Source organism: Luteimonas vadosa, from assembly GCF_039543545.1.
In the GTDB taxonomy this organism is placed as follows: Bacteria; Pseudomonadota; Gammaproteobacteria; order Xanthomonadales; family Xanthomonadaceae; genus Luteimonas; species Luteimonas vadosa.
The window spans coordinates 59,468-81,597 of the sequence record NZ_BAABJY010000003.1 but is presented as its reverse complement, the minus strand read 5'-3'; the positions used below and the strand labels follow the sequence as shown (position 1 = coordinate 81,597).

The 22,130-nt window shown below is 69.7% G+C and carries 17 protein-coding genes; 11 read left to right on the top strand and 6 right to left on the bottom strand.

The genetic code is table 11. From position 1 onward, the window contains the following. Positions 1–15: 15 nt before the first annotated feature. Both ABD970_RS12105 and ABD970_RS12100 read left to right on the top strand, forming a co-directional pair. The gene (locus ABD970_RS12105) at positions 16–936 is read left to right on the top strand and encodes a 5'-3' exonuclease (protein WP_345295782.1); all 921 of its coding nucleotides are present in this window, start codon (positions 16–18) and stop codon (positions 934–936) included. Positions 937–945: 9 nt separating this feature from the next. Beyond that, positions 946–1,515, top strand: coding sequence for an NUDIX hydrolase (locus tag ABD970_RS12100; protein WP_345295781.1), 570 nt, complete (start codon positions 946–948; stop codon positions 1,513–1,515). A 219-nt stretch (positions 1,516–1,734) separates the two neighbouring features. Here ABD970_RS12100 and pip read toward each other — a convergent pair whose 3' ends face one another. Continuing rightward, positions 1,735–2,676, bottom strand: coding sequence for a prolyl aminopeptidase (pip, locus tag ABD970_RS12095; protein ID WP_345295780.1), 942 nt, complete (start codon positions 2,674–2,676; stop codon positions 1,735–1,737). Between the two features lie 32 nt (positions 2,677–2,708). After that, positions 2,709–3,554 (bottom strand): peptide chain release factor N(5)-glutamine methyltransferase, encoded by an 846-nt coding sequence (gene prmC / locus ABD970_RS12090; RefSeq protein WP_345295779.1) that lies wholly within the window; start codon positions 3,552–3,554, stop codon positions 2,709–2,711. A gap of 61 nt (positions 3,555–3,615) precedes the next feature. On the opposite strand from prmC, the gene ABD970_RS12085 reads away from it, so the two are divergent. Beyond that, positions 3,616–4,491 carry an alpha/beta hydrolase gene (locus ABD970_RS12085; protein ID WP_345295778.1) on the top strand — a complete coding sequence of 292 codons (876 nt, stop codon included), beginning with the start codon at positions 3,616–3,618 and terminating at the stop codon, positions 4,489–4,491. 159 nt (positions 4,492–4,650) lie between these two features. Beyond that, positions 4,651–9,096 (top strand): DEAD/DEAH box helicase, encoded by a 4,446-nt coding sequence (locus ABD970_RS12080; protein WP_345295777.1) that lies wholly within the window; start codon positions 4,651–4,653, stop codon positions 9,094–9,096. Positions 9,097–9,291: 195 nt separating this feature from the next. Here the strand turns inward: ABD970_RS12080 and ahpD are convergent, their stop codons facing one another. Together ahpD and ABD970_RS12070 are read right to left on the bottom strand one after the other, a co-directional pair. Beyond that, positions 9,292–9,831 (bottom strand): alkylhydroperoxidase, AhpD family, encoded by a 540-nt coding sequence (gene ahpD / locus ABD970_RS12075; protein WP_345295776.1) that lies wholly within the window; start codon positions 9,829–9,831, stop codon positions 9,292–9,294. A gap of 134 nt (positions 9,832–9,965) precedes the next feature. Then, a complete protein-coding gene (locus ABD970_RS12070) occupies positions 9,966–10,505 on the bottom strand; it encodes a peroxiredoxin (protein WP_345295775.1) in 540 nt (179 codons plus the stop codon). A 167-nt stretch (positions 10,506–10,672) separates the two neighbouring features. Between ABD970_RS12070 and ABD970_RS12065 the strand changes: the two genes are divergently transcribed. From ABD970_RS12065 to ABD970_RS12055, 3 genes are all read left to right on the top strand, one after another. Then, positions 10,673–11,644, top strand: a complete 972-nt coding sequence (locus ABD970_RS12065; RefSeq protein WP_345295774.1) for a LysR substrate-binding domain-containing protein — start codon at positions 10,673–10,675, stop codon at positions 11,642–11,644. A gap of 146 nt (positions 11,645–11,790) precedes the next feature. After that, the gene (gene katG / locus ABD970_RS12060; RefSeq protein ID WP_345295773.1) at positions 11,791–14,043 is read left to right on the top strand and encodes a catalase/peroxidase HPI; all 2,253 of its coding nucleotides are present in this window, start codon (positions 11,791–11,793) and stop codon (positions 14,041–14,043) included. A gap of 55 nt (positions 14,044–14,098) precedes the next feature. Continuing rightward, the gene (locus tag ABD970_RS12055; protein WP_345295772.1) at positions 14,099–14,743 is read left to right on the top strand and encodes a hypothetical protein; all 645 of its coding nucleotides are present in this window, start codon (positions 14,099–14,101) and stop codon (positions 14,741–14,743) included. 63 nt (positions 14,744–14,806) lie between these two features. On the opposite strand, the gene msrA is transcribed toward ABD970_RS12055, so the two are convergent. Together msrA and ABD970_RS12045 are read right to left on the bottom strand one after the other, a co-directional pair. Further along, positions 14,807–15,457, bottom strand: coding sequence for a peptide-methionine (S)-S-oxide reductase MsrA (gene msrA, locus ABD970_RS12050; RefSeq protein ID WP_345295771.1), 651 nt, complete (start codon positions 15,455–15,457; stop codon positions 14,807–14,809). 89 nt (positions 15,458–15,546) lie between these two features. Next, positions 15,547–17,775, bottom strand: coding sequence for a GGDEF domain-containing protein (locus tag ABD970_RS12045; protein ID WP_345295770.1), 2,229 nt, complete (start codon positions 17,773–17,775; stop codon positions 15,547–15,549). A 318-nt stretch (positions 17,776–18,093) separates the two neighbouring features. Between ABD970_RS12045 and ABD970_RS12040 the strand changes: the two genes are divergently transcribed. From ABD970_RS12040 to rlmM, 4 genes are all read left to right on the top strand, one after another. Further along, positions 18,094–19,830: a glutamine--tRNA ligase/YqeY domain fusion protein gene (locus tag ABD970_RS12040; protein WP_345295769.1), complete on the top strand. Its 1,737-nt coding sequence runs from the start codon at positions 18,094–18,096 to the stop codon at positions 19,828–19,830. A gap of 227 nt (positions 19,831–20,057) precedes the next feature. Further along, complete coding sequence (locus ABD970_RS12035) at positions 20,058–20,333, top strand: hypothetical protein (RefSeq protein WP_425563110.1); 276 nt, start codon at positions 20,058–20,060, stop codon at positions 20,331–20,333. Continuing rightward, positions 20,333–20,908, top strand: a complete 576-nt coding sequence (locus ABD970_RS12030) for a nucleoside deaminase (protein ID WP_345295768.1) — start codon at positions 20,333–20,335, stop codon at positions 20,906–20,908. Before ABD970_RS12035 ends, ABD970_RS12030 begins: the two co-directional genes overlap by 1 nt. Before the next feature lie 101 nt (positions 20,909–21,009). Next, the gene (gene rlmM / locus ABD970_RS12025) at positions 21,010–22,077 is read left to right on the top strand and encodes a 23S rRNA (cytidine(2498)-2'-O)-methyltransferase RlmM (RefSeq protein ID WP_345295819.1); all 1,068 of its coding nucleotides are present in this window, start codon (positions 21,010–21,012) and stop codon (positions 22,075–22,077) included. Positions 22,078–22,130: the final 53 nt, after the last annotated feature.

Sequence of the window (22,130 nt, the reverse complement as noted above, 5' to 3'; positions counted from 1 at the left end):
TCCTACAATAGCCCGATGGCCACGCCGCTCTACCTCGTCGATGCCAGCCTTTACGTGTTCCGCGCCTGGCATTCGATGCCGCCGGACCAGTTCCACGACGGCGACGGCTGGCCGACCAATGCCGTGCACGGGTTCGCGCGGTTCATCCTCGACCTGCTGGAGCGCGAGCGCCCCCGCCACATCGTCATCGCCTTCGACGAGGCGCTGGACTCGTGCTTCCGCAATGCGCTGTACCCGGAATACAAGGCCAACCGGGATCCGGCACCGCAGGAACTCAAGCGCCAGTTCGCCTACTGCAAGGCGCTGTGCGCGACGCTCGGGCTGGTGGTCCTGTCCCATTCGGAATACGAGGCCGACGACCTGATCGGCAGCGCGCTGCACGTGGCGCGCCTGCAGGGCTATCGCGGCGTCATCGTGTCCGCCGACAAGGACCTCTCGCAACTGCTGGCCGGCGCGGACGAACAGTGGGACTTCGCGCGCGGGCTGCGCTGGGGCGCGAAGGGCGTCAAGGCGCGGCACGGCGTGGAGCCGGGGCAGATCGCGGACTACCTGGCGCTGTGCGGCGACGCCATCGACAACATCCCGGGCGTGCCCGGCATCGGCGCCAAGACGGCGGCCATCCTGCTGGCACACTTCGGCAGCCTGGACGCGCTGCTGGAGCGGATCGACGAGGTGCCCTTCCTGCGGTTCCGCGGCGCGGCACAGGCCGCGGCCCGCCTGCGCGCGCACCGCGAACAGGCGCTGCTGTGCAGGCAACTGGCCACCATCGCGCTGGACGCCCCGCTGGAACCGGCCACGGCCCCGTTTGCGCGTGGCGATGCCGAGGCCGACACGCTGCATGCCCTGTGCGAGGCGCTGCACTTCGGCCCGTTGACGCGGCGCCGGTTGCACGCGGCGGCCGGACTGGAATTCACGCCGGCGCCCGGGAACGCTTAGCATCCACCCATGGCCGACGCGAACGACGACTGCAAGGACGAATGCACGGTCCTCCACGAAGGCGACTGGCTGCGGCTGGTCAAGCGCGGCAAGTGGGAATCCTGCGAACGTACCCACGGCAAGGATGGCCTCGCCGTGCTGGTGATCGCGGTGACCCCCGACGACCACGTGCTGTTCGTCGAGCAGTACCGCGTGCCGCTGGGTGCGCGCACCATCGAGATGCCCGCCGGGCTGGTAGGCGACGACTACGACGAGGACACCCTGGAGTCGGCCGCGCGCCGCGAACTGATCGAGGAAACGGGCTGGGAGCCCGGCCGCGTCGACGTGCTGCTGATCGGGCCCACCTCGTCCGGCATGAGCAACGAGCGCATCGCGTTCGCCCGTGCGCTGGACCTGCGGAAGGTCGGCGACGGCGGGGGTGTGGGCGCCGAGGACATCACCGTGCACGCCGTGCCGCGTGCCACGGCGCCGGCCTGGCTGATGCGGAAGCATGCCGAAGGCTACGAACTCGACCTCAAGCTCTGGGCGGGCCTGTGGATGATCGAGCACGACCCGGACGGGACCAAGGTCGTTCCCTGATCCACCGGAGCCCGGGATCCTGCCTGCGAAAGCCCCTCTCCCGCTTGCGGGCGAGGGGTAGGGGAAAGTGTCTGCAGGAGCCTGATCGGAGATTGCCGCCAGAATCCTGCCCCATCCGGCGCTTCGCGCCACTTTCTCCCGCGTGCGGGGAAAGGGAACCGAAATCCGTCGTCGGTTGACCGAGCGTTCCGGCAGCGGCGACCGGGGCTGCGAGACGGCTCAGGCGAACCGGTCGGTCGCCTCGACCAGCGCGTTGACGTTCTCCGCCTCGAACGCCGAATGGCCGGCGGTCGGCGTGATGCGCAGCTCCGCCTTCGGCCAGGCCTGGTGCAGGTCCCAGGCATTCTGCAGCGGGCAGACCACGTCGTAGCGTCCGTGCACGATGACGCCGGGGATGTCGGCGATGCGCTCGGCATCGCGCAGCAGCTGGTCCTCGGTCTCGAAGAACCCGCCGTTGACGAAGTAGTGGTTCTCGATGCGGGCGAAGGCGAGCGCGAACTTCGCGTCCTCGTGCCCGCTGACGAAATCCTCGTCCACGCGCAGGAAGCTGGTCGCGCCCTCCCAGACGCTCCAGGCGCGCGCGGCGGCGAGGCGCGTGGCTTCGTCCGCGGACGTCAGCCGGCGATGGAAGGCGGAGATCAGGTCGTGGCGCTCGACCGGCGGGATCGCCTTGACGTAGTGCTGCCAGGCGTCCGGGAACAGCCTCGATGCGCCCTCCTGGTAGAACCACTCCAGTTCCCAGCGGCGCAACATGAAGATGCCGCGCAGCACCAGTTCGGTCACCTTGCCCGGGTGCGTCTCGGCGTAGGCCAAGGCCAGCGTCGAACCCCAGGAGCCGCCGAACACCTGCCACGCCTCGATGTCCACGTGGTGGCGCAGCTTCTCGATGTCGTCGACCAGGTGCCAGGTGGTGTTGTCCTCCAGGCTGGCGTGCGGGGTCGAGCGGCCCGCGCCGCGCTGGTCGAACAGCACGATGCGGTACTTCTCCGGGTCGTGGAAGCGCCGCATCTTGGCGCTGCAGCCGCCGCCCGGACCGCCGTGCAGCAGCACCACCGGCTTGCCTTCTGGATTGCCGCATTGCTCGTAGTACAGGGTGTGCGTCGCGTCCACCTCCAGCGAACCGGTGTCATAGGGATCGATCTCGGGGTACAGGGTGCGCATCGCGGGCCTCGCGGCAAACAGAAGCTTGCAGTCTAGCCTTCCGCCGCCCTGCGCCCCAGCGTGACGCGGTCGCGCGCCTCCAGGTCCTGCAGGGTCTCGACCTCGGTCAAACCTGCCGCGGCCAGCAACGCGCGCACCGATGCGCCCTGCTCCCAGCCATGCTCGAGCAGCAGCCAGCCGCCGGCGGCCAGGTGTGCGGGCGCGGCGGCGGCGATCGCGCGGAGGGCGTCCAGGCCGTCGTCGCCCGACGCGAGCGCGGATGCTGGCTCGAAGCGCAGGTCGCCTTGCGAAAGATGCGCATCGTCGCTGGCGATGTAAGGCGGATTGCTGGCGACCAGGTCGAAGACCTCGCCTGCCAGCGGTGCCCACCAGTCGCCCTGGCGGAACTCGACGTTGGCGATGCCGTGGGCGGTGGCGTTCCGGCGCGCCACGGCCAGTGCCGCGTCGCTTGCGTCGGTCGCGACGACGCGGGCGCGCGGGCGGTCGCGCGCGATGGCCAGCGCGATCGCGCCACTCCCGGTGCCGAGGTCGGCGACCCGCGCGTGGCCGTCGGCGGGAATGCGCTGCAATGCGGCCTCGACCAGCCCTTCGGTCTCGGCGCGCGGGATCAGCGTGTCGGCGGTGACTTCCAGGTCGAGGCTCCAGAATCCGCGCCGCCCCGTCAGGTAGGCGACCGGCTCCCCGGCCTGGCGGCGCGCCAGCAGCCCTGCGAAGCGTTCCGCGGCTTCCGCGCCGACGCCGTCGTCACCATGGGCGTACAACCACCCGCGCGGCTTGCCCAGCGCGTGGGCCAGCAACAGTTCGGCGTCGACGCCGTCGACGCGGAGCCGCGCCGCGCGCAGCAATGCATCCACCCGCGGCGGATCGTTCGTATCCATGCGCGCATGCTAACTGCCTGCCGCCACGCGACGCTCACCCTCGACCACCCACGCTGACGCAATGAAACAAACCTCCAACCGCACCCTTACCGCCCTGCTGGTGGCAACCGCCGCGCTGCTCACCGCCGGCTGCGAGCGGGTCATCTTCGGCGTCGCCAACCGCGGCACGCTGCCGCCCACGGCCCGCGTGGTCTACGCCGAAGACACGGGCCTGTCGCTGGACGTCTACCGCCCGCGCGACGCATCGACGGCGGCCCCGGTCGTGGTGTTCTTCTACGGCGGATCGTGGAAACGCGGCAGCCGCGACCAGTACCGCTTCGTCGGCAGCCGGCTGGCCGAACACGGCGTGCTGGCGATCGTCGCCGACTACAGGACCTTCCCGCGCGCGGGCTTCCCCGCGTTCATGGACGACGCCGCCGCCGCGGTCGCCTGGGCGAAGCGGAACGCCGCGGGGCATGGCGGCGATCCCGGGCGCCTCTTCATCGCCGGCCATTCGGCGGGTGCGCAGATCGCGGGGTTGCTCGGCACCGACAAGAGCTACCTCCGGCGCGCCGGCGTGGCGATCGGCGACATCGCCGGGGTGATCGGACTCGCGGGCCCCTACGACTTCAACGTCGGGACCGAGTACGCACCCATCTTCGGCCCACCCCGGCAATGGCCCAAGGCGCAGGCGGTGAACTACGTCGATGGCGACGAACCGCCGTTCCTGCTGGTCCACGGCGGCAAGGACCGCATCGTCGAAGCCCGCGACAGCATCGACCTCGACCGCAAGCTTCGCGCCAAGGGCGGCGAATCGACCTTGCTCCTGTTGCCCGATGCCGGGCACTTCGCCCCGATCGCCGGCTTCTACGAACCGGCCCGCGCCCCGGGCGTGGTCGCGGCGGTCCTGCGCTTCGTCGGTGCCGCGCCAGGAGGCCCGGCGGGCGCCGCGCCGTAGAACCGTTGGGCCAGCGCCATCGCGGGTGGAAGCAGGCCGGCGTGCGTCGCGCGCGCTGAGACCCGGCAAGCGCACGCTCGCGCCATGCCAGGCCAACTGCAGCTGGGGCTCCACGGCCCCGCGTCTCACCCGGCCTCCGGGCGGCGGGATAATGGGCGGATGACAGCCTGCGCCACATCGCGACGAGGATCGACGACGCTCCCGGAGGGATTCCATCCGGCGGTGGCCGCCTGGTTCGATCGCGCCTTCCCGGGCCCGACCGAGGCCCAGGCGATGGCCTGGCCGGCGATCCGCTCCGGCCGCAACACCCTGGTCGCCGCGCCGACCGGCTCGGGCAAGACGCTGACCGCGTTCCTGGCCGCGATCGATGCCCTGGTGCGCGAGGGCCTGGCCGACGGCCTGCGCGACGCCACCACCGTGGTCTACGTGTCGCCGCTCAAGGCGCTGTCCAACGACATCCACCTCAACCTGGAGGCGCCGCTGGCCGGCATCCGCGAGGAACTGGCGCGGATGCAGCTGCCCGACGTCGCCATCCGCACCGCCGTGCGCACCGGCGACACGCCGCAATCCGAGCGCGCCGCGCTGCGCAAGCGGCCGCCGCACATCCTGGTCACCACGCCCGAGTCGCTGTACGTGCTGCTGGGTTCGGACTCCGGGCGCGCGATGCTGGGAAGCACGCGCACGGTGATCGTCGACGAGATCCATTCCGTGGCCGCCAGCAAGCGCGGCAGCCATCTCGCGCTTTCGCTGGAACGCCTGGAAGCGCTGTGCGGGACGCGGCTGGCCCGCATCGGCCTGTCGGCCACGCAGAAGCCCATCGACGAGGTCGCGCGCTTCCTGGTCGGCGCGCCGGCAGTCGGGCACGACGGCATCCCGGACTGCGCCATCGTCGACATCGGCTATGCCAAGCAGCGCGACCTCGCGCTGGAGTTGCCGCCGGTGCCGTTGCAGGCGGTGTTGTCGAACGAGCAATGGGAACTGGTCTACGCGCGCCTGGCGGAACTGGTCGAGGCGCACCGGACCACGCTGGTCTTCGTCAACACCCGGCGCATGGCCGAGCGCGCGGCGCGCCAGCTCGGGGAGCGGCTCGGCGACGGGCACGTCGCGGCGCACCACGGCAGCCTGTCCAAGGAATTGCGCCTGGACGCCGAGCAGCGGCTCAAGCGCGGCGAACTGAAGGTCCTCGTCGCCACCGCCTCCCTCGAACTGGGCATCGACATCGGCGACGTCGACTTGGTCTGCCAGCTGTCCTCGCCGCGCTCGATCGCGTCCTTCCTGCAACGCGCCGGGCGTTCGTCCCACCACGTCGGCGGCATCCCGAAGGCACGGTTGTTCCCGGTGTCGCGGGACGACCTGGTGGAATGCGCGGCCCTGCTCGACTGCGTGCGCCGCGGCGAACTCGACGCGCTGGTGATGCCCAAGGCGCCGCTGGACGTGCTGGCGCAGCAGATCGTGGCCGAAGTCGCCACGACCCAGTGGGACGAGGACGCGCTCTACGACTGGATGCGGCGCGCGTGGCCGTACAGGGACTTGCCGCGCTCCGATTTCGATGCCGTCGTGCGGATGTTGTCGGAGGGCTTCAGCACGCAACGCGGCTCGCGCGGCGGCTACGTGCACCGCGACGCCGTCCACAAGCGGCTGCGCGGCAAGCAGGGCGGGCGGATGACCGCGGTGATGTCGGGCGGCACGATTCCCGACACCGGCGACTACGCGGTGGTCATGGAGCCGCAGGCCCTGGTGATCGGCACGGTCAACGAGGATTTCGCCATCGAAAGCATGGCCGGCGACATCTTCCAGCTCGGCAACGCCAGCTACCGCGTCCTGCGCGTGGAGTCCGGGCGGGTACGGGTCGAGGATGCGCAGGGCCTGCCGCCGAGCATCCCCTTCTGGCTGGGCGAAGCGCCCGGCCGGACGGACGAGCTGTCCGCCGGCGTGTCGCGCTTGCGCGGCGAGATCGCCGCCCGGCTCACGACCTGCGCCGGCGGCGACGCGTCGCCCGGCACGGCCGACGGCGGCGACGCGCTGTCGTGGCTAGTCGGCGAGGTCGGCATGTCACGCGAGGCGGCACGACAGCTGGTCGACTACATGGCCGCGCAACAGGCGGCGCTCGGCGTGATGCCGACGCAGCGCACGCTGGCGATGGAACGCTTCTTCGACGAATCCGGCAGCACCCACCTCGTCATCCATTCCCCCTTCGGCAGCCGCGTCAACCGCGCATGGGGCCTGGCGCTGCGCAAGCGCTTCTGCCGCAAGTTCAACTTCGAGCTGCAGGCCGCCGCCACGGAGGACACGATCGTGCTGTCGCTGTCGACCAGCCACAGCTTCCCGCTGATCGAGGTCGCCGGCTACCTGCATTCGGCGTCCGCGGAGCACGTGCTGGTGCAGGCGCTGCTGGACGCGCCGCTGTTCGGCGCGCGCTGGCGCTGGAACGCGACCACCGCGTTGGCCCTTCCCCGCTTCCTCGGCGGCAGGAAGGTCGCCCCCCAGCTGCAGCGGATGAAGTCGGAGGACCTGCTGGCCTCGGTGTTCCCCGACCAGGTGGCCTGCGCGGAGAATCTGGTCGGCGAGCGCGAGGTGCCCGACCATCCGCTGGTCGCGCAGACGCTGGATGACTGCCTGCACGAGGCGATGGACGCCGAGGGATGGCTGGCGTTGCTGCGGAAGCTGGAGGACGGCGATATCGACATCGTTGCGCGCGACCTGACCGCGCCCTCCCCCTTCGCCGCCGAAGCGATCAACGCACGTCCCTACGCCTTCCTCGACGATGCCCCGCTGGAGGAACGCCGCACCCGTGCGGTGACGGCGCGTCGCTACGACCCGCAGGACGCCAGCGACCTCGGGCGCCTGGACGGGCGGGCGATCGAATCGGTGCGCGAACAGGCGTGGCCCGACGCCCGGAACGCCGACGAGATGCACGAGGCGCTGCTCGGGTTGGGTTGCATCACAGCGCAGGATGCGCTGGCTCGGGGCCATTGGCCGGCGATGCTCGCCACGCTTGCCCGGGACCACCGCGCCACCCGCCTCGGCATCGGCGCCAGCCTCTGGTTCGCCGCCGAACGCCTGCCGCTTGCGCAGGCGCTGTATCCGGGCGCGAAGCACGTCCCCGCGATCGAACCGCCCGCCGAGTTCGCGCAAGCGACCTGGACGCGCGAAGCGGCACTGGTCGAATTGCTGCGCGCGCGCCTGTCCGGCCTGGGCCCGACGCCTGCGTTCGCCCTGGCCGAAAGCCTCGCCCTGCCCCAGTTCGACATCGACATGGCGCTGGCGGCCCTGGAGTCGGAGGGCTACGCCATGCGCGGCCAGTTCACGCCCGGGACCACCGTCGAGGAATGGTGCGAACGCCACCTGCTGGCGCGCATCCACCGCCAGACCCTCGGCGGGCTGCGCCGCGAGATCGAGCCGGTGGAGCGCCACGACTTCATGCGCTTCCTGCTCGACTGGCAGCGCGCGACGCCCGAGGCGCGCGCCAGCGGCCCCGATGCGCTGGCCGCGATCCTTGCGCAGCTGGAGGGCTTCGAGGCGCCGGCCGGTGCCTGGGAAACCGAATTGCTGCCGGCACGCATCGCCGACTATTCGATCTCCTGGCTGGACGAACTATGCACGGCGGGCCGGATCGCCTGGAGCCGCCTGCGCGAGCCGGTGCGCGAGGGGACCGCCGGCGGCAATGGCCCCGTCCGGGCAACGCCGATCACGCTGCTGCCACGACGACAGCTGGCGGCATGGACCGCACTGGCCTGCACGCAACAGGCCGACGAACCGCCACTGTCCTCGCGCGCTCAGCGCGTTGCCGACCACCTGCAGGCTCATGGCGCCTCGTTCTTCGACGAACTGGTGACAGGCGCGCACTTGCTGCGCACCGAGCTGGAGGACGCGCTGGGCGAGCTGGTCGCGCGCGGGCGCGTTCACTGCGACAGCTTCGCAGGCCTGCGCGCGCTGCTGGTGCCGCAGGCCAAGCGCGCTTCGCGGCACGGCCGCCATCGCCGGCGCGTCGCCCTGATGGGCATCGAGGATGCCGGTCGGTGGACGCTGGCGCGTCGCACGAACCCTGCCGAATCCGGGCCGGGCGCGCACGAGGGCGATCGCCGCACGCAGGCCAGCGATCCGGAGATGGTCGAACACGTCGCCCGCATCCTGCTGCGGCGCTACGGCGTGGTCTGCTGGCGCATGCTCGAACGCGAGGCACCGTGGCTGCCGCCGTGGCGCGAGCTGCTCCGCGTGTACCACCGGCTGGAAGCGCGGGGCGAAATCCGCGGCGGCCGTTTCGTCGCCGGCCTGAGCGGCGAGCAGTTCGCCTTGCCGGAGGCCGTCGCCAGCCTGCGCGCCATCCGCAAGCGCCCGCCCGACGGCGCGCTGGTCGCGGTGTCGGCCCGCGACCCGCTCAACCTGGTCGGCACCGTCCTGCCCGGCGAGAAGGTGCCGAGGATCGCAGGCGCACGGGTGTTGTTCCGCGACGGGATCACGGTCGCGCGCCTGGTCTCCGGCGAAGTCGAACTCCTCGCGGCACTGTCGCCTGACGACGCGCGCACGGCGCGCCGGCGCCTGCTGCGCGAACCGGAACCGCTTTCACCCGCGTCTTCCGCAATGCCGGCGTCAGGCGGCGCCTGAGCGGAGCGTCCGCGACACCGCGCAGGGGGAGGTGCACGGCGCCGCGGATCGAAGTCCGAAACCCGGTCCCCGCTTGCATTTCCAGCGCGCTGCCGGCCTGCGGTCAATGCGCGTCGCGTGGGTTCGCTGCATTTCCACGGAATCGACTCCCGCCATCGACGCGTCCACCGGCTCCCGCGGCGATCGGCAAGTCCTTCAGGCCACCGCCGGCGACTGCTCCAGCGTCACCGCGACCGCGTGCACGACCGCGGCGATCTTCAGCGCGCTCTGCACGCCCTGCGCGCCGACGCCGTGCTGGCGCAGGATCTTCTCGTGCGAGGCCATGCAGGCGCCGCAGCCGTTGATCGCCGAGACCGCCAGCGATGCCAGTTCGAAACCGGCCTTGTCCAGGCCGGGGTTGGCCATGACGTTCATCCTCAGGCCGGTGCGCAATTGCCCGTACTCGTCGTTCCCGATCAGGTGCGTGGCCCGGTAGTACACGTTGTTCATCGCCATGATCGCCGCGGCGGCCCGGGCGCCGGCGATCTGCTCTTCGGTCAGTTCATCGGCCGCGAATGCCTCGATGGCGGCAACCAGCGGCGCATGGCGCGACGCGATGGCCGACGCGATGCCGACGGCACGGATCTGCTTGCCGTCCAGCCCCGGCGAGCCGCCGGTCGACAGCACGCTGTCGAGGTTGAGCTTGAGGTCCTTGGCGTAATCGGGCAGGGAGTTGCGCAGTTCGGTCAATGTCATCGCGGTTTCCTTGCGGTGGGACGCAGTGGTCCAGGACTGGAAAAAGACAAAGGCGGCCGAAGCCGCCTTTGCGCCCGCGCGACCACGGGGAGGGAGCGCCGGGGAACGGCTGCCGCGCGGAAGGTCGGTGCCGGTCAGGCCACCTTGAGCACATCGTCGCCCTGCTTCCAGTTGCACGGGCAAAGCTCGTCGGTCTGCAGCGCGTCGAGCACGCGCAGCACTTCCTCGGGGCTGCGGCCCACCGACAGGTCGGTCACGTAGACGAAGCGGATGATGCCGTCGGGATCGACGATGAAGGTCGCGCGCTGGGCGACGCCCTCTTCCTTGTCCAGGATGCCGAGCGCCGAGGTGAACTCGCGCTTGATGTCGGCCAGCATCGGGAACGGCAGTTCGGCCAGGTCGCGGTGGTGGGTGCGCCAGGCGTGGTGCACGAACTCGCTGTCGGTCGATCCGGTCAGCAGCTGGGCATCGCGGTCCAGGAACGCTTGGTTGTGCGCCGCGAACCCGGCGATCTCGGTCGGGCAGACGAAGGTGAAATCCTTCGGATAGAAGAAGAGCACCAGCCACTTGCCCTTGTAGGTATCGTTGTCGATGTCCGCGAATGCCTTGTTCAGGTCCGTGGACACCGTGGCCTTGAGCTTGAACGGGGGGAGCTTGTCTCCGACGCTGAGCATGGTTGCCTCCTGGCATTTGGTGATAAAGGGTGGAATTGGCAGCGACACGCGGGAGATCGACGAAGATAGCGACAGACCGCATTGCTGCAACGCGGTAATTATTGCGGTGCAGCAAGAATAGATCAAGCCCATGGCGCCTATCGAAGCGATAGCGTTAACCTATCGCCATGAACTTGCGCGACCTTCGCTACCTCGTCGCCCTCGCCGAAGCGAAACATTTCGGTCGGGCGGCCGCGGCCTGTTTCGTCAGCCAGCCCACCCTGTCGACGCAGATCCGCAAGCTCGAGGAAGAACTGGGCGTCCCGCTGGTGGAGCGCGCCCCGCGGAAGGTGATGCTCACCCCCGCCGGACGCGAAATCGCCGAGCGCGCGCGCCGCATCGTCGATGACGTCGAGCAGTTGGGCGAGGCGGCCCGGCGCAGCCAGGACCCGGAAGCGGGGACGGTGCGCCTCGGGCTGTTCCCGACCCTGGGCCCCTACCTGCTGCCGCACGTCGTGCCGCGGATCCGCCGGCGCTTTCCCCGCCTGGAACTGCTGCTGGTGGAGGAGAAAAGCGACGTCATTCTGTCCCGGCTGCGAGAAGGCAAGCTCGATGCCGCACTGCTCGCGCTGCCGCTGCACGCCGACCAGCTGCACGTGGAGGTCCTGTTCGAGGAACCGTTCCTGCTCGCCGTGCCCGAAGGCCACCCGCTCGCAGGCCGCGACACGCTGGCACTTAACGAGTTGTCGCAGCACAAACTGCTCCTGCTGGAGGACGGCCATTGCCTGCGCGACCAGGCGCTGGATGTCTGCCAGCTCGCGGGAGCCGGCGAGCAGGGCGAGTTCCGGGCCACCAGCCTGGAGACGCTGCGGCAGATGGTCGCCGCCCAGGTGGGCGTGACGCTCTTGCCCACGCTCGCGGTCAAGCCTCCGGTCGCGTGCTCGCCCGACATCCGCTTGCTGTCCTTCCACGATTCGCAGCCCAGCCGCACCATCGCCATGGCCTGGCGCAGGAGTTCCGCCATGCACGGCTTCCTCCTGCAGCTCGCCGGGATCTTCCGGGACCTGCCTGCGGAACTGTTCGAGCCGACGCCCGGCGGGCCCCGGTCGTCGCGCCAGCCCCGGACGCGCCGTCCCACCGCGCCGCCTCGGGCAGCCTGACGACAGGCCGCGCTGGGACCCGGGCGTAGGCACGGCCTCATTCGATAGCGGCAACCTATCGATTTCATCTACATAAACGATTTCTTCTATTGCCATGGCTGCGTCATGCTCGGGTGGACGCCGACCCACGCCCAGGAGGAACCACCATGCCCAGCGAATCCAAGTGCCCCATGAAACACGCCGCAGGCGGCGGGACGACCAACCGCGACTGGTGGCCCAACCGCTTGCCGTTGGAGATCCTCCACCAGCATTCGGACAAATCCGATCCCATGGGCGAGGATTTCGACTATGCCGAGGCCTTCAATAGCCTGGACCTGGCGGCGGTGAAGCAGGACCTGCACGCCTTGATGACCGACTCGCAGGACTGGTGGCCGGCGGACTTCGGACATTACGGCGGCCTGTTCATCCGGCTGGCTTGGCACAGCGCCGGCACCTACCGCATCGGCGATGGACGCGGCGGCGGCGGGCGCGGGCAACAGCGCTTCGCGCCGCTCAACAGCTGGCCGGACAACGTCAGCCTGGACAAGGCGCGCCGCTTGCTGTGGCCGATCAAGCAGAAGTACGGCCGCAAGCTCTCCTGGGCCGACCTCATGATCCTCGTGGGCAACGTCGCGCTGGAGTCCATGGGCTTCAAGACCTTTGGGTTCGCGGGCGGCCGCGAGGACGTCTGGGAGCCCGACCAGGACGTGTACTGGGGCGCCGAGGACGAGTGGCTGGGCGGCGATGTCCGTTACACCCATGGTTCCGAAGGCGTGGAGAAAGGCGGCGACCACGGCGTGCTGGTATCCGATGACGACGCCGACGGCGACATCCACTCGCGCGACCTGGAGAATCCGCTCGCCGCCGTGCAGATGGGCCTGATCTACGTCAACCCGGAAGGCCCGGACGGCAACCCCGATCCGCTCGCCGCGGCACGCGACATCCGCGAGACTTTCGGCCGCATGGCGATGGACGACGAGGAGACCGTCGCCCTCATCGCCGGCGGGCACAGCTTCGGCAAGACCCACGGCGCGGCGTCCGCCGAGCACGTCGGCGACGAACCCGAGGCCGACGGCCTCGAGGCGCAAGGCTTCGGCTGGCACAACCGTTACGGCACCGGCAAGGGTCCGGACACCATCACCAGCGGCCTGGAAGTGACCTGGACGAAGACGCCGACGCGGTGGAGCAACGATTACTTCGAACACCTGTTCGGCTTCGAGTGGGAGCTGTCCAAGAGCCCGGCCGGCGCCCAGCAGTGGGTGGCGAAGGGTGCCGAACCCAGCATCCCGCATGCCTACGATCCGTCGAAGAAGCTGGTGCCGACGATGCTCACCACCGACCTCTCGCTGCGCATGGATCCGGCCTACGAAAAGATCTCGCGCCGCTTCCTGGAAAACCCCGACCAGTTCGCCGACGCCTTCGCCCGCGCCTGGTTCAAGCTCACCCACCGCGACATGGGCCCGCGCGCCCGCTACCTCGGCCCGGAAGTGCCCGCCGAGGAACTGATCTGGCAGGACCCCGTCCCCGCCGTCGACCACGACCTGGTCGATGCCGACGACATCAAGGCGCTGAAGAAGCGAATCCTGGAGACGGGCCTTTCCGTGCCGCAGCTGGTGTCGACCGCCTGGGCGTCGGCATCGACCTTCCGTGGCGGCGACAAGCGTGGCGGGGCCAACGGCGCGCGCATCCGCCTGGCGCCGCAGAAGGACTGGGCCGTCAACCAGCCGGCGGAGCTGTCCAAGGTGCTCGACGCGCTGGAAGGGATCCGTTCGGACTTCAACGGCGCGCAGTCCGGCGGCAAGAAAGTGTCGCTGGCCGACCTGATCGTGCTCGGCGGCTGCGCTGCCGTGGAGAAGGCCGCGCGGGACGCCGGTGTTTCCGTCGACGTGCCATTTGCGCCCGGCCGCACCGACGCGTCGCAGGAACAGACCGACGTGGACTCCTTCGCCCCGCTGGAACCGCGGGCCGACGGTTTCCGCAACTATCTCAAGGCGCGGTATCCGGTCCCGGCCGAACGCCTCCTGGTCGATCGCGCGCAACTGCTCACACTCACCGCGCCCGAGATGACGGTCCTCGTCGGCGGGCTGCGGGTGCTGGGCGCCACCGTCGACGGTTCCCGCCATGGTGTGTTCACCGACAGGCCCGGGGTGCTCAGCAACGAATTCTTCGTCAACCTGCTCGACATGTCCACGGAATGGGCGGCCGACCCGAACGACGACAATGTCTTCGCGGGACGGGCGCGCGGCAACGGCAAGACCCGATGGACGGCCACCCGCGCGGACCTCGTATTCGGCTCCAACTCCCAGCTGCGCGCACTGTCCGAGGTCTACGCCTGTGCCGATGCCCAGGCAAAGTTCGCCAGGGACTTCGTGGCCGCGTGGAACAAGGTGATGAACCTGGATCGTTTCGACCTGAAGTGATGCGCGGGACGCTTCGCTCGGGCGGCTTGCCGCCCGCCGCCATCGGGCAGGCAAGGTGCGCCTGCGCGGCTGGCTGACGCTTGCCGTCCTGATCGCGGCGGTCGGCTGGTGGTTCTCGCCAGCTTCGCCACGCGTGCCTGCGATGGCTCGCGCGGCCACGCCCGGCCAGGTGCACTGCCCGCTACCGCCGCGCGTCGCCGTGGGCGCGGTGCCGCTGCAGAGCGCGCCACCGTCGTCGCTGCCTGCGTTCCAACTCCAGGCAGCCACCCTGCAGCCGCTGGCGGGAATGAGCATCGAGGCACGGGTGCTGGCACGCCGGGACTACCGCTTCGACCGCGAAGCCCGGCTCTCGCCGACGGACCTGGCGCTGGGATGGCAGCGGATGGGCGATCCTGCGGTGCTGTCGCGCCTGCACGTCTCGCAGGCCGCACGCTGGTATCGCTACCGCTGGGAGGGGACCCCGCCGTTGCCGCCTGCCGAGATCGCCGGCAGCAGCGCGAACATGCACATGATTCCGTCCGATGACGCCACCGCGCGGGCGTTGAGCCGCCTGCGCGAAGGCGACCGAGTCCGCATCGATGGCTGGCTGGTGGAGGCCGCCGCGCCGGACGGCTGGCGTTGGCGCAGTTCGCTGTCCCGCGACGATGAGGGGAGCGGCGCCTGCGAAGTGGTCTACGTCTGCGCGATCACGCCGTTGTAGGCCCGGCGATGCGAATCGCCACGCGGCCGCGACGGCTCGACGGTCCCGTCGGCGCTGACGGTCCTAGGCGCCCGCCCCGACCGGACAGCTGACGCCGGTCCCGCCCAGACCGCAGTACCCGTCCGGATGCTTGGAGAGGTATTGCTGGTGCTCGTCCTCGGCGTAGTAGAAGGTCGGCGCGGGAAACACGATCTCGGTGCTGATATCCCCGCGCCTCGCCTCTCGCAATCGTTGCTGGTAGGCATCCCGGCTGGCGAGGGCGGCGTCGTACTGGTCGCGGGTGTGGCAATGGATGGCCGAGCGGTACTGGGTGCCGGTGTCGTTGCCCTGGCGCATGCCCTGCGTCGGGTCGTGTCCTTCCCAGAAAACCTTCAACAGCCGATCGAACGGGATCCGTGCCTCGTCGAAGACGACGAGGACCGCTTCGGTGTGGCCGGTCTGGCCGCTGCAGACTTCCCGGTACGTGGGATTGGCGGTGTAGCCGCCCGCGTAGCCGACGGCCGTGGTCTCGACCCCCGGCAGCGACCAGAACAGCCGCTCGGCGCCCCAGAAGCACCCCATCGCAAACTGCACCCGCTGCAAGCCCGGGTATTGGCCGCGCAACGGCCGGCCATGGACATGGTGGGCATCGCGCAGCTCGACCTCGGTGGCTCGACCCGGCAAGGCGTCCTCCGGGCGAGGCAGCCGCTGCTTGAAGGCACCGATTCCCAGCATGTCCGTTTCCCTGCAGGCACCCGCGGGGTGCGTCGCGCTTCAATATGCGTACAGCACCGTCGCGCCGCAAGCCGGCCAGTGCGGCGCGTTCAGGCGGTTCCGCCGGTGCGTCCCTCGAACACCGCCGGTGCCACCCGCACGCAGTTGCGACCTTCGCGCTTCGCGGCGTACAGCGCCTTGTCGGCACGATCGACCGTCGAGGCGGGTTTCTCGTCCGGACCCAGGCGCGTGGCCAGGCCGATGCTGACGGTGACCTCCAGGGTGCGGCCCTCGCACTCGATACGCAGGTCCTGGATCGCCTGCCGAAGGCGCTCGCCCGCCACGCGTGCCGCGGCGCCGCCTCGCCCCGGCAGGATGACGATGAATTCCTCGCCACCGTAGCGACCCAGCAGGTCGCCGGCGGACAGGCTCTGGTGCAGGGTGGCAGCGACCCGCCGCAGGCATTGGTCGCCGCAGGCGTGGCCGTAGTCGTCGTTGATCCGCTTGAAGTGATCCAGGTCGACGAACAGGACCGAGACCGCCTGATCGTTCCGCTCGGCATCGGTGAAGCAGCGTTGCAGCCACTGGTCGATCGTGCGCCGGTTGAACGTACCCGTGAGCGCATCGAGTTCCGCCGACCGGCGCAGGTTGATCGCCGACAGCGCCTGCTCGACGTTCACCATCACCAGGCGCACCATCTCTTCCGCCAGCGCGAGCTCTTCGTCCAGGAAGCGCTGCTCGCCCGAACGCCTGAGCATCAGCATGCCCCAGCCCGGGGCGTGGATCGGCAACGGCACCAGCGCTTCCGTCGCGATGATGCCGTCCCGGTCGGGGGCCGTGACCGGCTGCTGAAGCGACAGGCGCTTGACGGCCTCCCGCTTGAGCTGCAAGCGGCGCGTCGCCACCAGCGAGTCGACCTCCGCCTGCGCCGACCGGGGCATCACCATGCAGATGTCGTGGCCCTGGAAACCATGCGCCACCGCGGCGGCGAACTCGACCGGCACGTGGGGAAGCAGGTGTTCGAGCAGCAGGCGCAACGCGGTCCATTCCACGTCGCCAGGACCGAGCGTCTGCAGGTTCGATTGAAGTGCGTCGCTGAGGCTCGCGCGCGCGGTCTCGTGCCGCATCCGCATTTCGGAATCCGCGCGCGCCTGGCGATCCTCGTCGCGCTGGTTGCGGTACACGCCGACGCGGTCGACCATCCCGACCGCCAGCGTCGCGGCGAACACGACGAGCACCATCTGGTAGCCATAATGCAGCCAGATCGGGTCCGTGCCAGGAGCGAAGAAGCCGATTTCGCCCCCATACAGCGCCACGGCGACGAGGAGGAGCGTTATCGCAATCGGGCCCGCCAGGCGCACGCGCCGCCGGGCCGCCTCGGCGGCCAGCAAGACGCCGCATCCCAGGGTGAACAGGACCAGCCACGGACCTGCCGTCACGATCCACTGCAGCGTCCCTTCCCACCCGAGGAGGCAAACCGCCGCAAGCAATCCCAGCAACAGGCAGTAGCCGTCCACCCATCGCGCGACGCGCGGGTGGCGTTCCTGCGTCGAGGCATAGCGCGACAGGAGCTGCAAGGCCGCCCCGGCTGCCAGCAGGCCCAGCGCCCAGAGGCCCTGTCCCCGCCACCAAGCCATGGCCCGCAGCAAGGGCACCTGGTACAGGTGTCCGTTGATCGCCGCCAACGCGAGCAAGGCCAGGACGTTCGCGCTGCAGAAGACCAGGAAGATGCGGTCCCGCGCCGCGCTGTACAGGGCCAGCATCAACAGCGTCAGCATCAACAGCGATCCGTAGATGAAGGCGGCGATGACCGCCCCGCGTTGCTCCAGCCTGAGGGCCGCCCCCTCCCGCAAGACCCGGACCCGGACCGAGCCCGGCATGGCGCCGCGCATTTCCAGCCGCAGCTGGACGTCGCCCGACCAGTCGCCCGGCAGCGGGAAGACGTAACCCGAGGCGAGCACGCCCGCCGTTGGTGCGGGATGGAAGAAATCCCGCGTCGGGCTGCGCCAGTCAGCGCCTTCTAGCGCGATCGTGTCGGCCACCCCACGACTGACCCACACTACCCAGCGCGCATCGCTTTCGCCCGAGGGTGGCAGCTTGAACGACAGCGGCGTCGCCATGACTTCCCCACCGGGGTGTACAGGCACGTGCAGCGCCTGCGAACCAGCTCCCGGGTCCACCGGGGTGCCGTCGTCCGCCGTCGTGGCCTGGATGCTGACGGGGACCTCAGGCTGCGCCGCCTTGAAGGCGAGCGCCATGCCGGCCGCGAACAGCGCCAGCAACAGCACCAGGCCGACGACGTACAGCCAGTCGGCTCCGTCGGTGCGGGTCGGCGTCATTGCGGCCACGGCGCCAACCGGTCGCACGGGCTGCCGCCACGCACCCGCTGGTGGCCGGGCGTCCATGGCGGAGACACCGCCCGGGCGTCGACGCGCGGCGACCGGTGCCACGCACCTTGCGAATGCAATGTTGCCTTCCCCTTCCCCATATCGCCTCCTTTCGTCATCAATCGGAGCACGACCCGTGCCATCAAAATAGCATCCCCGTCACAATTCGACCCTCCGGGAAGCGCGGGGACTGGCGAGCGCGCCGCGACGTCGAAGGCAAGCGCAATCGGCCTGCTCGGCTAGACTCCTACTTTTGGCCTTCCCAGTCGCATGACCCGACCCGCCCCCCCGGTGCAAGAAAAGCAGGACTTCATCCGCCAGATCGTCCGCAAGGACCTGTCCGGCGGCAAGCACGACACCGTGCGCACCCGGTTCCCGCCGGAACCCAATGGTTACCTGCACATCGGCCATGCGAAGGCGATCTGCCTCGATTTCAGCCTGGCCAACGAGTTCGGGGGGCGCTGCAACCTGCGCCTGGACGACACCAATCCTGCCAAGGAGGATCCCGAGTTCGTCGCGGCGATCCAGGAGGACGTGCGCTGGCTCGGCTTCGACTGGGCCGAACTGCGCCATGCCTCGGACTACTTCGACGTGCTCTACCTGGCCGCGGAGAAGCTCATCGCGCAAGGGGACGCCTTCGTCTGCGACCTGAGCGCGGAACAGGTGCGTGAATACCGCGGCACCCTGACCGAACCCGGGCGCGATTCGCCGTACCGCGAACGAAGCGTCGAGGAGAACCTGGACCTGTTCCGTCGCATGCGCGCCGGGGAGTTCGCCGACGGCAGCCGCACGCTGCGCGCGAAGATCGACATGACCGCCGGCAACATCAACCTGCGCGACCCGGCCTTGTACCGCATCAAGAAGGTTCCGCACCAGAACACCGGCGATGCCTGGCCGATCTACCCGATGTACGACTTCGCCCACGCGCTGGGCGACGCCATCGAGGGCATCACCCATTCGCTGTGCACGCTCGAGTTCGAGGACCACCGCCCGTTGTACGACTGGTGCGTGGACAGGGTCGACCTTGCCCATTCGCCGGAGCTGCTGGCGCCCCTGTTGGCGAAAGGCCTGCCGAACGAGGCTTCCAAACCCCGCCAGATCGAATTTTCGCGGCTCAACATCAATTACACGGTGATGAGCAAGCGCAAGTTGTCCGCGCTGGTCGCCGAAGGGCTGGTCGACGGCTGGGACGACCCGCGCATGTACACCTTGCAGGGCCTGCGCCGCCGCGGATACACGCCGGCGTCCCTGCGGCTGCTGGTCGACCGCGTGGGCATCAGCAAGCAGAACTCGGTGATCGACTTCTCGGTGCTCGAAGGCGCCCTGCGCGACGACCTCGACGCCAGCGCCCCCCGCCGCATGGCGGTGGTCGAACCCCTCAAGCTGGTGCTGGCGAACCTGCCGGAAGACCACGCGGAGTCGCTGGCGTTCGCCAACCATCCCAAGGACGCCTCGCAAGGCGAGCGCCAAGTGCCGTTTTCCCGCGAGATCTGGATCGAGCGCGACGACTTCGCCGAAGTGCCGCCCCCGGGATGGCGCCGCCTGGTGCCTGGTGGAGAGGTTCGCCTGCGCGGCGCGGGCATCGTGCGCTGCGACGAAGTGGTCAAGGACGAGGGCGGCACGATCCAGGAATTGCGCGGCACGCTGGATCCGGAGTCGCGCCCGGGGATGGAGGGCGCCAACCGGAAGATCAAGGGAACCATCCACTGGGTGAGCGCGGCGCATGGCGTCCCGGCGGAGATCCGTCTGTACGACAGGCTGTTCTCCGTCGCGGATCCCGACGACGACGCCGACGGCAAGAGCTATCGCGACCACCTCAACCCGGACTCCATCCGCAGCGTGCGCGGGTACGTGGAACCCGCCGCCGCGCAAGCCGCTCCCGAGCAGTCGCTGCAGTTCGAGCGATTGGGGTATTTTGTCGCCGACCGCCACGACCATCGCAACGATGCCCCGGTGTTCAACCGCAGCGTCACCCTGCGCGACACCTGGGCCACCAAGGGACCCTGATCATGCCCCACGCCATCGGAACCCGAGTGCTGCCAGGTTGCCTGTGCCTCTTCCTCGCACTCACCGGCTGCACCGCGCCGTCGCCCGACGACACCCGGATGTCGAGCGAGGCCCCGACACCCACCACGACCGAACGCGCGCCGGTCGCCACGGCGCCTGCGCCGGGTCCCGCTCCAGCCCCGCCGCCTGCGCGCACCGCGCCGCCGCCTCCAGCGAAGGCGCCGCGCATGAGCGATCCGATGCCAGCGGTGGAAGTGCCTTCGCCGGTAGCCATCGATTACAGCTGCAGGACCGATTCCGATTGCACCGTCAAGAACGTCGGCAACTGCTGCGGCATGATGCCGGCATGCGTCAACAAGGGCAGTCCCACTGATCCTGCCGCGGTCCAGGCCGAATGCAACAAGCAGGGCGTGGCCTCGGTCTGCGGCTTTCGCGAAATCTCTGCCTGCAGTTGCGTGAGCAATCGCTGCCAGGACCAGTCTTCGGCGCCGGTCACGCGCTGATGCTGCGCGCGCAAGTCCGGCTTGCGTTGCCCGAATGGATCCACGAGGTGGTGGAGCAGGCGGACGTCTGCGCGACCGACGCGGACAAGGTCGCCTTCGCGATCGAGTTGTCGCGGCGCAATATCCACGCGCAGACCGGTGGACCATTCGGGGCCGCCGTGTTCGGTCCCGACGACCACCTGGTGGCCGTTGGCGTGAACCGCGTGCTGCCGCAGTCGACATCGGTCGCGCACGCCGAGATCATGGCGTACCTGCTGGCGCAGCAGGGATTGGGCCGGGCACGCCTCAACGAACGTGCCGACGGCAGCCACTTCGGACCCTATGTCCTGGCGACCTCGTCGCAACCCTGCTGCCAATGCTACGGCGCGACCATCTGGGCTGGGATCGATCGGCTGCTGATCGGCGCCCGCTCCTCGGACGTCGAATCCTTGACCGAATTCGACGAGGGGCCCCTGCCCGAGGACTGGATCGGCGAGCTTGGGAAACGTGGCATCGAGGTCGTCCAGGACCTGCACCGGCAGCGCGCCTGCGCCGTGCTGTCCGAATACGGTGCCCATGGCGGCAAGCGATACTGATTCGCGCCGCGCCGCGGCAAGCCGCGCCTGACCGCGGCCGGATGGCAGCCGACCCGGTGCGATGCGCACCTGCGGACGCCTGAAGGGGGATTTCGATGCGAGTGACCGGGCTGCTCTGCTATTGCCGCGCCGGCTTCGAGCCCGAACTCGCGGCCGAGCTGGCTGCGCGCAGCCTGGCCGCGGGATTTCCCGGCTACGCCCGTACCGAGCGTGGCTCGGGGTTCGTGGTGTTTTTCGCGGAAGACGCCGGGGCACTGTCTCGGGCACTGCCCTGGCGCGAGCTCGTCTTCGCGCGGCAGAAACTGCTGCTGATGGCCGATCTGCCCGGCCTTGACCCGAAGGACCGCATCACGCCCATCCTTGGCGCGCTGGCCCTCGCCGGCCCGGACGAACGGCCTGCTTACGGCACCCTGCTGGTCGAGCATCCCGACAGCGACCACGCAAAACCGCTCTCGGGCCTGGCGCGCGCCTTCGGCAACGCCTTGCGGCCGGCCTTGCGTGCGGCGGGTCTGTTGAGCGTCCGCGACGACAACCGGCTTCCGCGCCTGCATGTGTGCCTGGTCGAAGGCGACCATCTGCTGCTGGCCTGCAGCCTCATCGGCGACAGCGCGCCCTGGGCGATGGGCGTTCCGCGCCTGAAGTTGCATCGCGACGCGCCTTCCCGATCCGCCCTCAAGCTCGAGGAAGCCCTGATGGTGCTGCTAGACGCGGACGAGCGTGCCCGCTTGCTGCGCCCGGGCATGCACGCGGCCGACCTGGGCGCCGCGCCCGGGGGATGGACCTGGGTACTCACGCGCCACGGCCTGCACGTCGTCGCGGTGGACAACGGCCCGCTGCGGCAGCACGTCCTGGACAGCGGGCTGGTCGAGCACCTGCGCGCGGACGGCTTCCGCTGGCAGCCGGCGCAATCCCTGGACTGGATGGTCTGCGACATGGTCGAACAACCGCGCCGCGTCGCCGCCCGGATGGGGGAATGGTTCCGGCAGGGCTGGTGCCGGCAGGCAGTGTTCAACCTTAAGTTGCCGATGAAGAAGCGCTGGGACGAGACCGTCCTGTGCCTCGACCTCTTCCGTACCTCGGCCGGCGTTCCCCTGCGCATCCGCGCGCGCCAGCTCTACCACGACCGCGAGGAAATCACCGTCCTGGCCATGCCCGAAGTCGTCTCCTGAACGGGCTGCTTCTTGCTGTTCAGGAGTGGTTCCGCCGGTTGACGCCCGCTTCA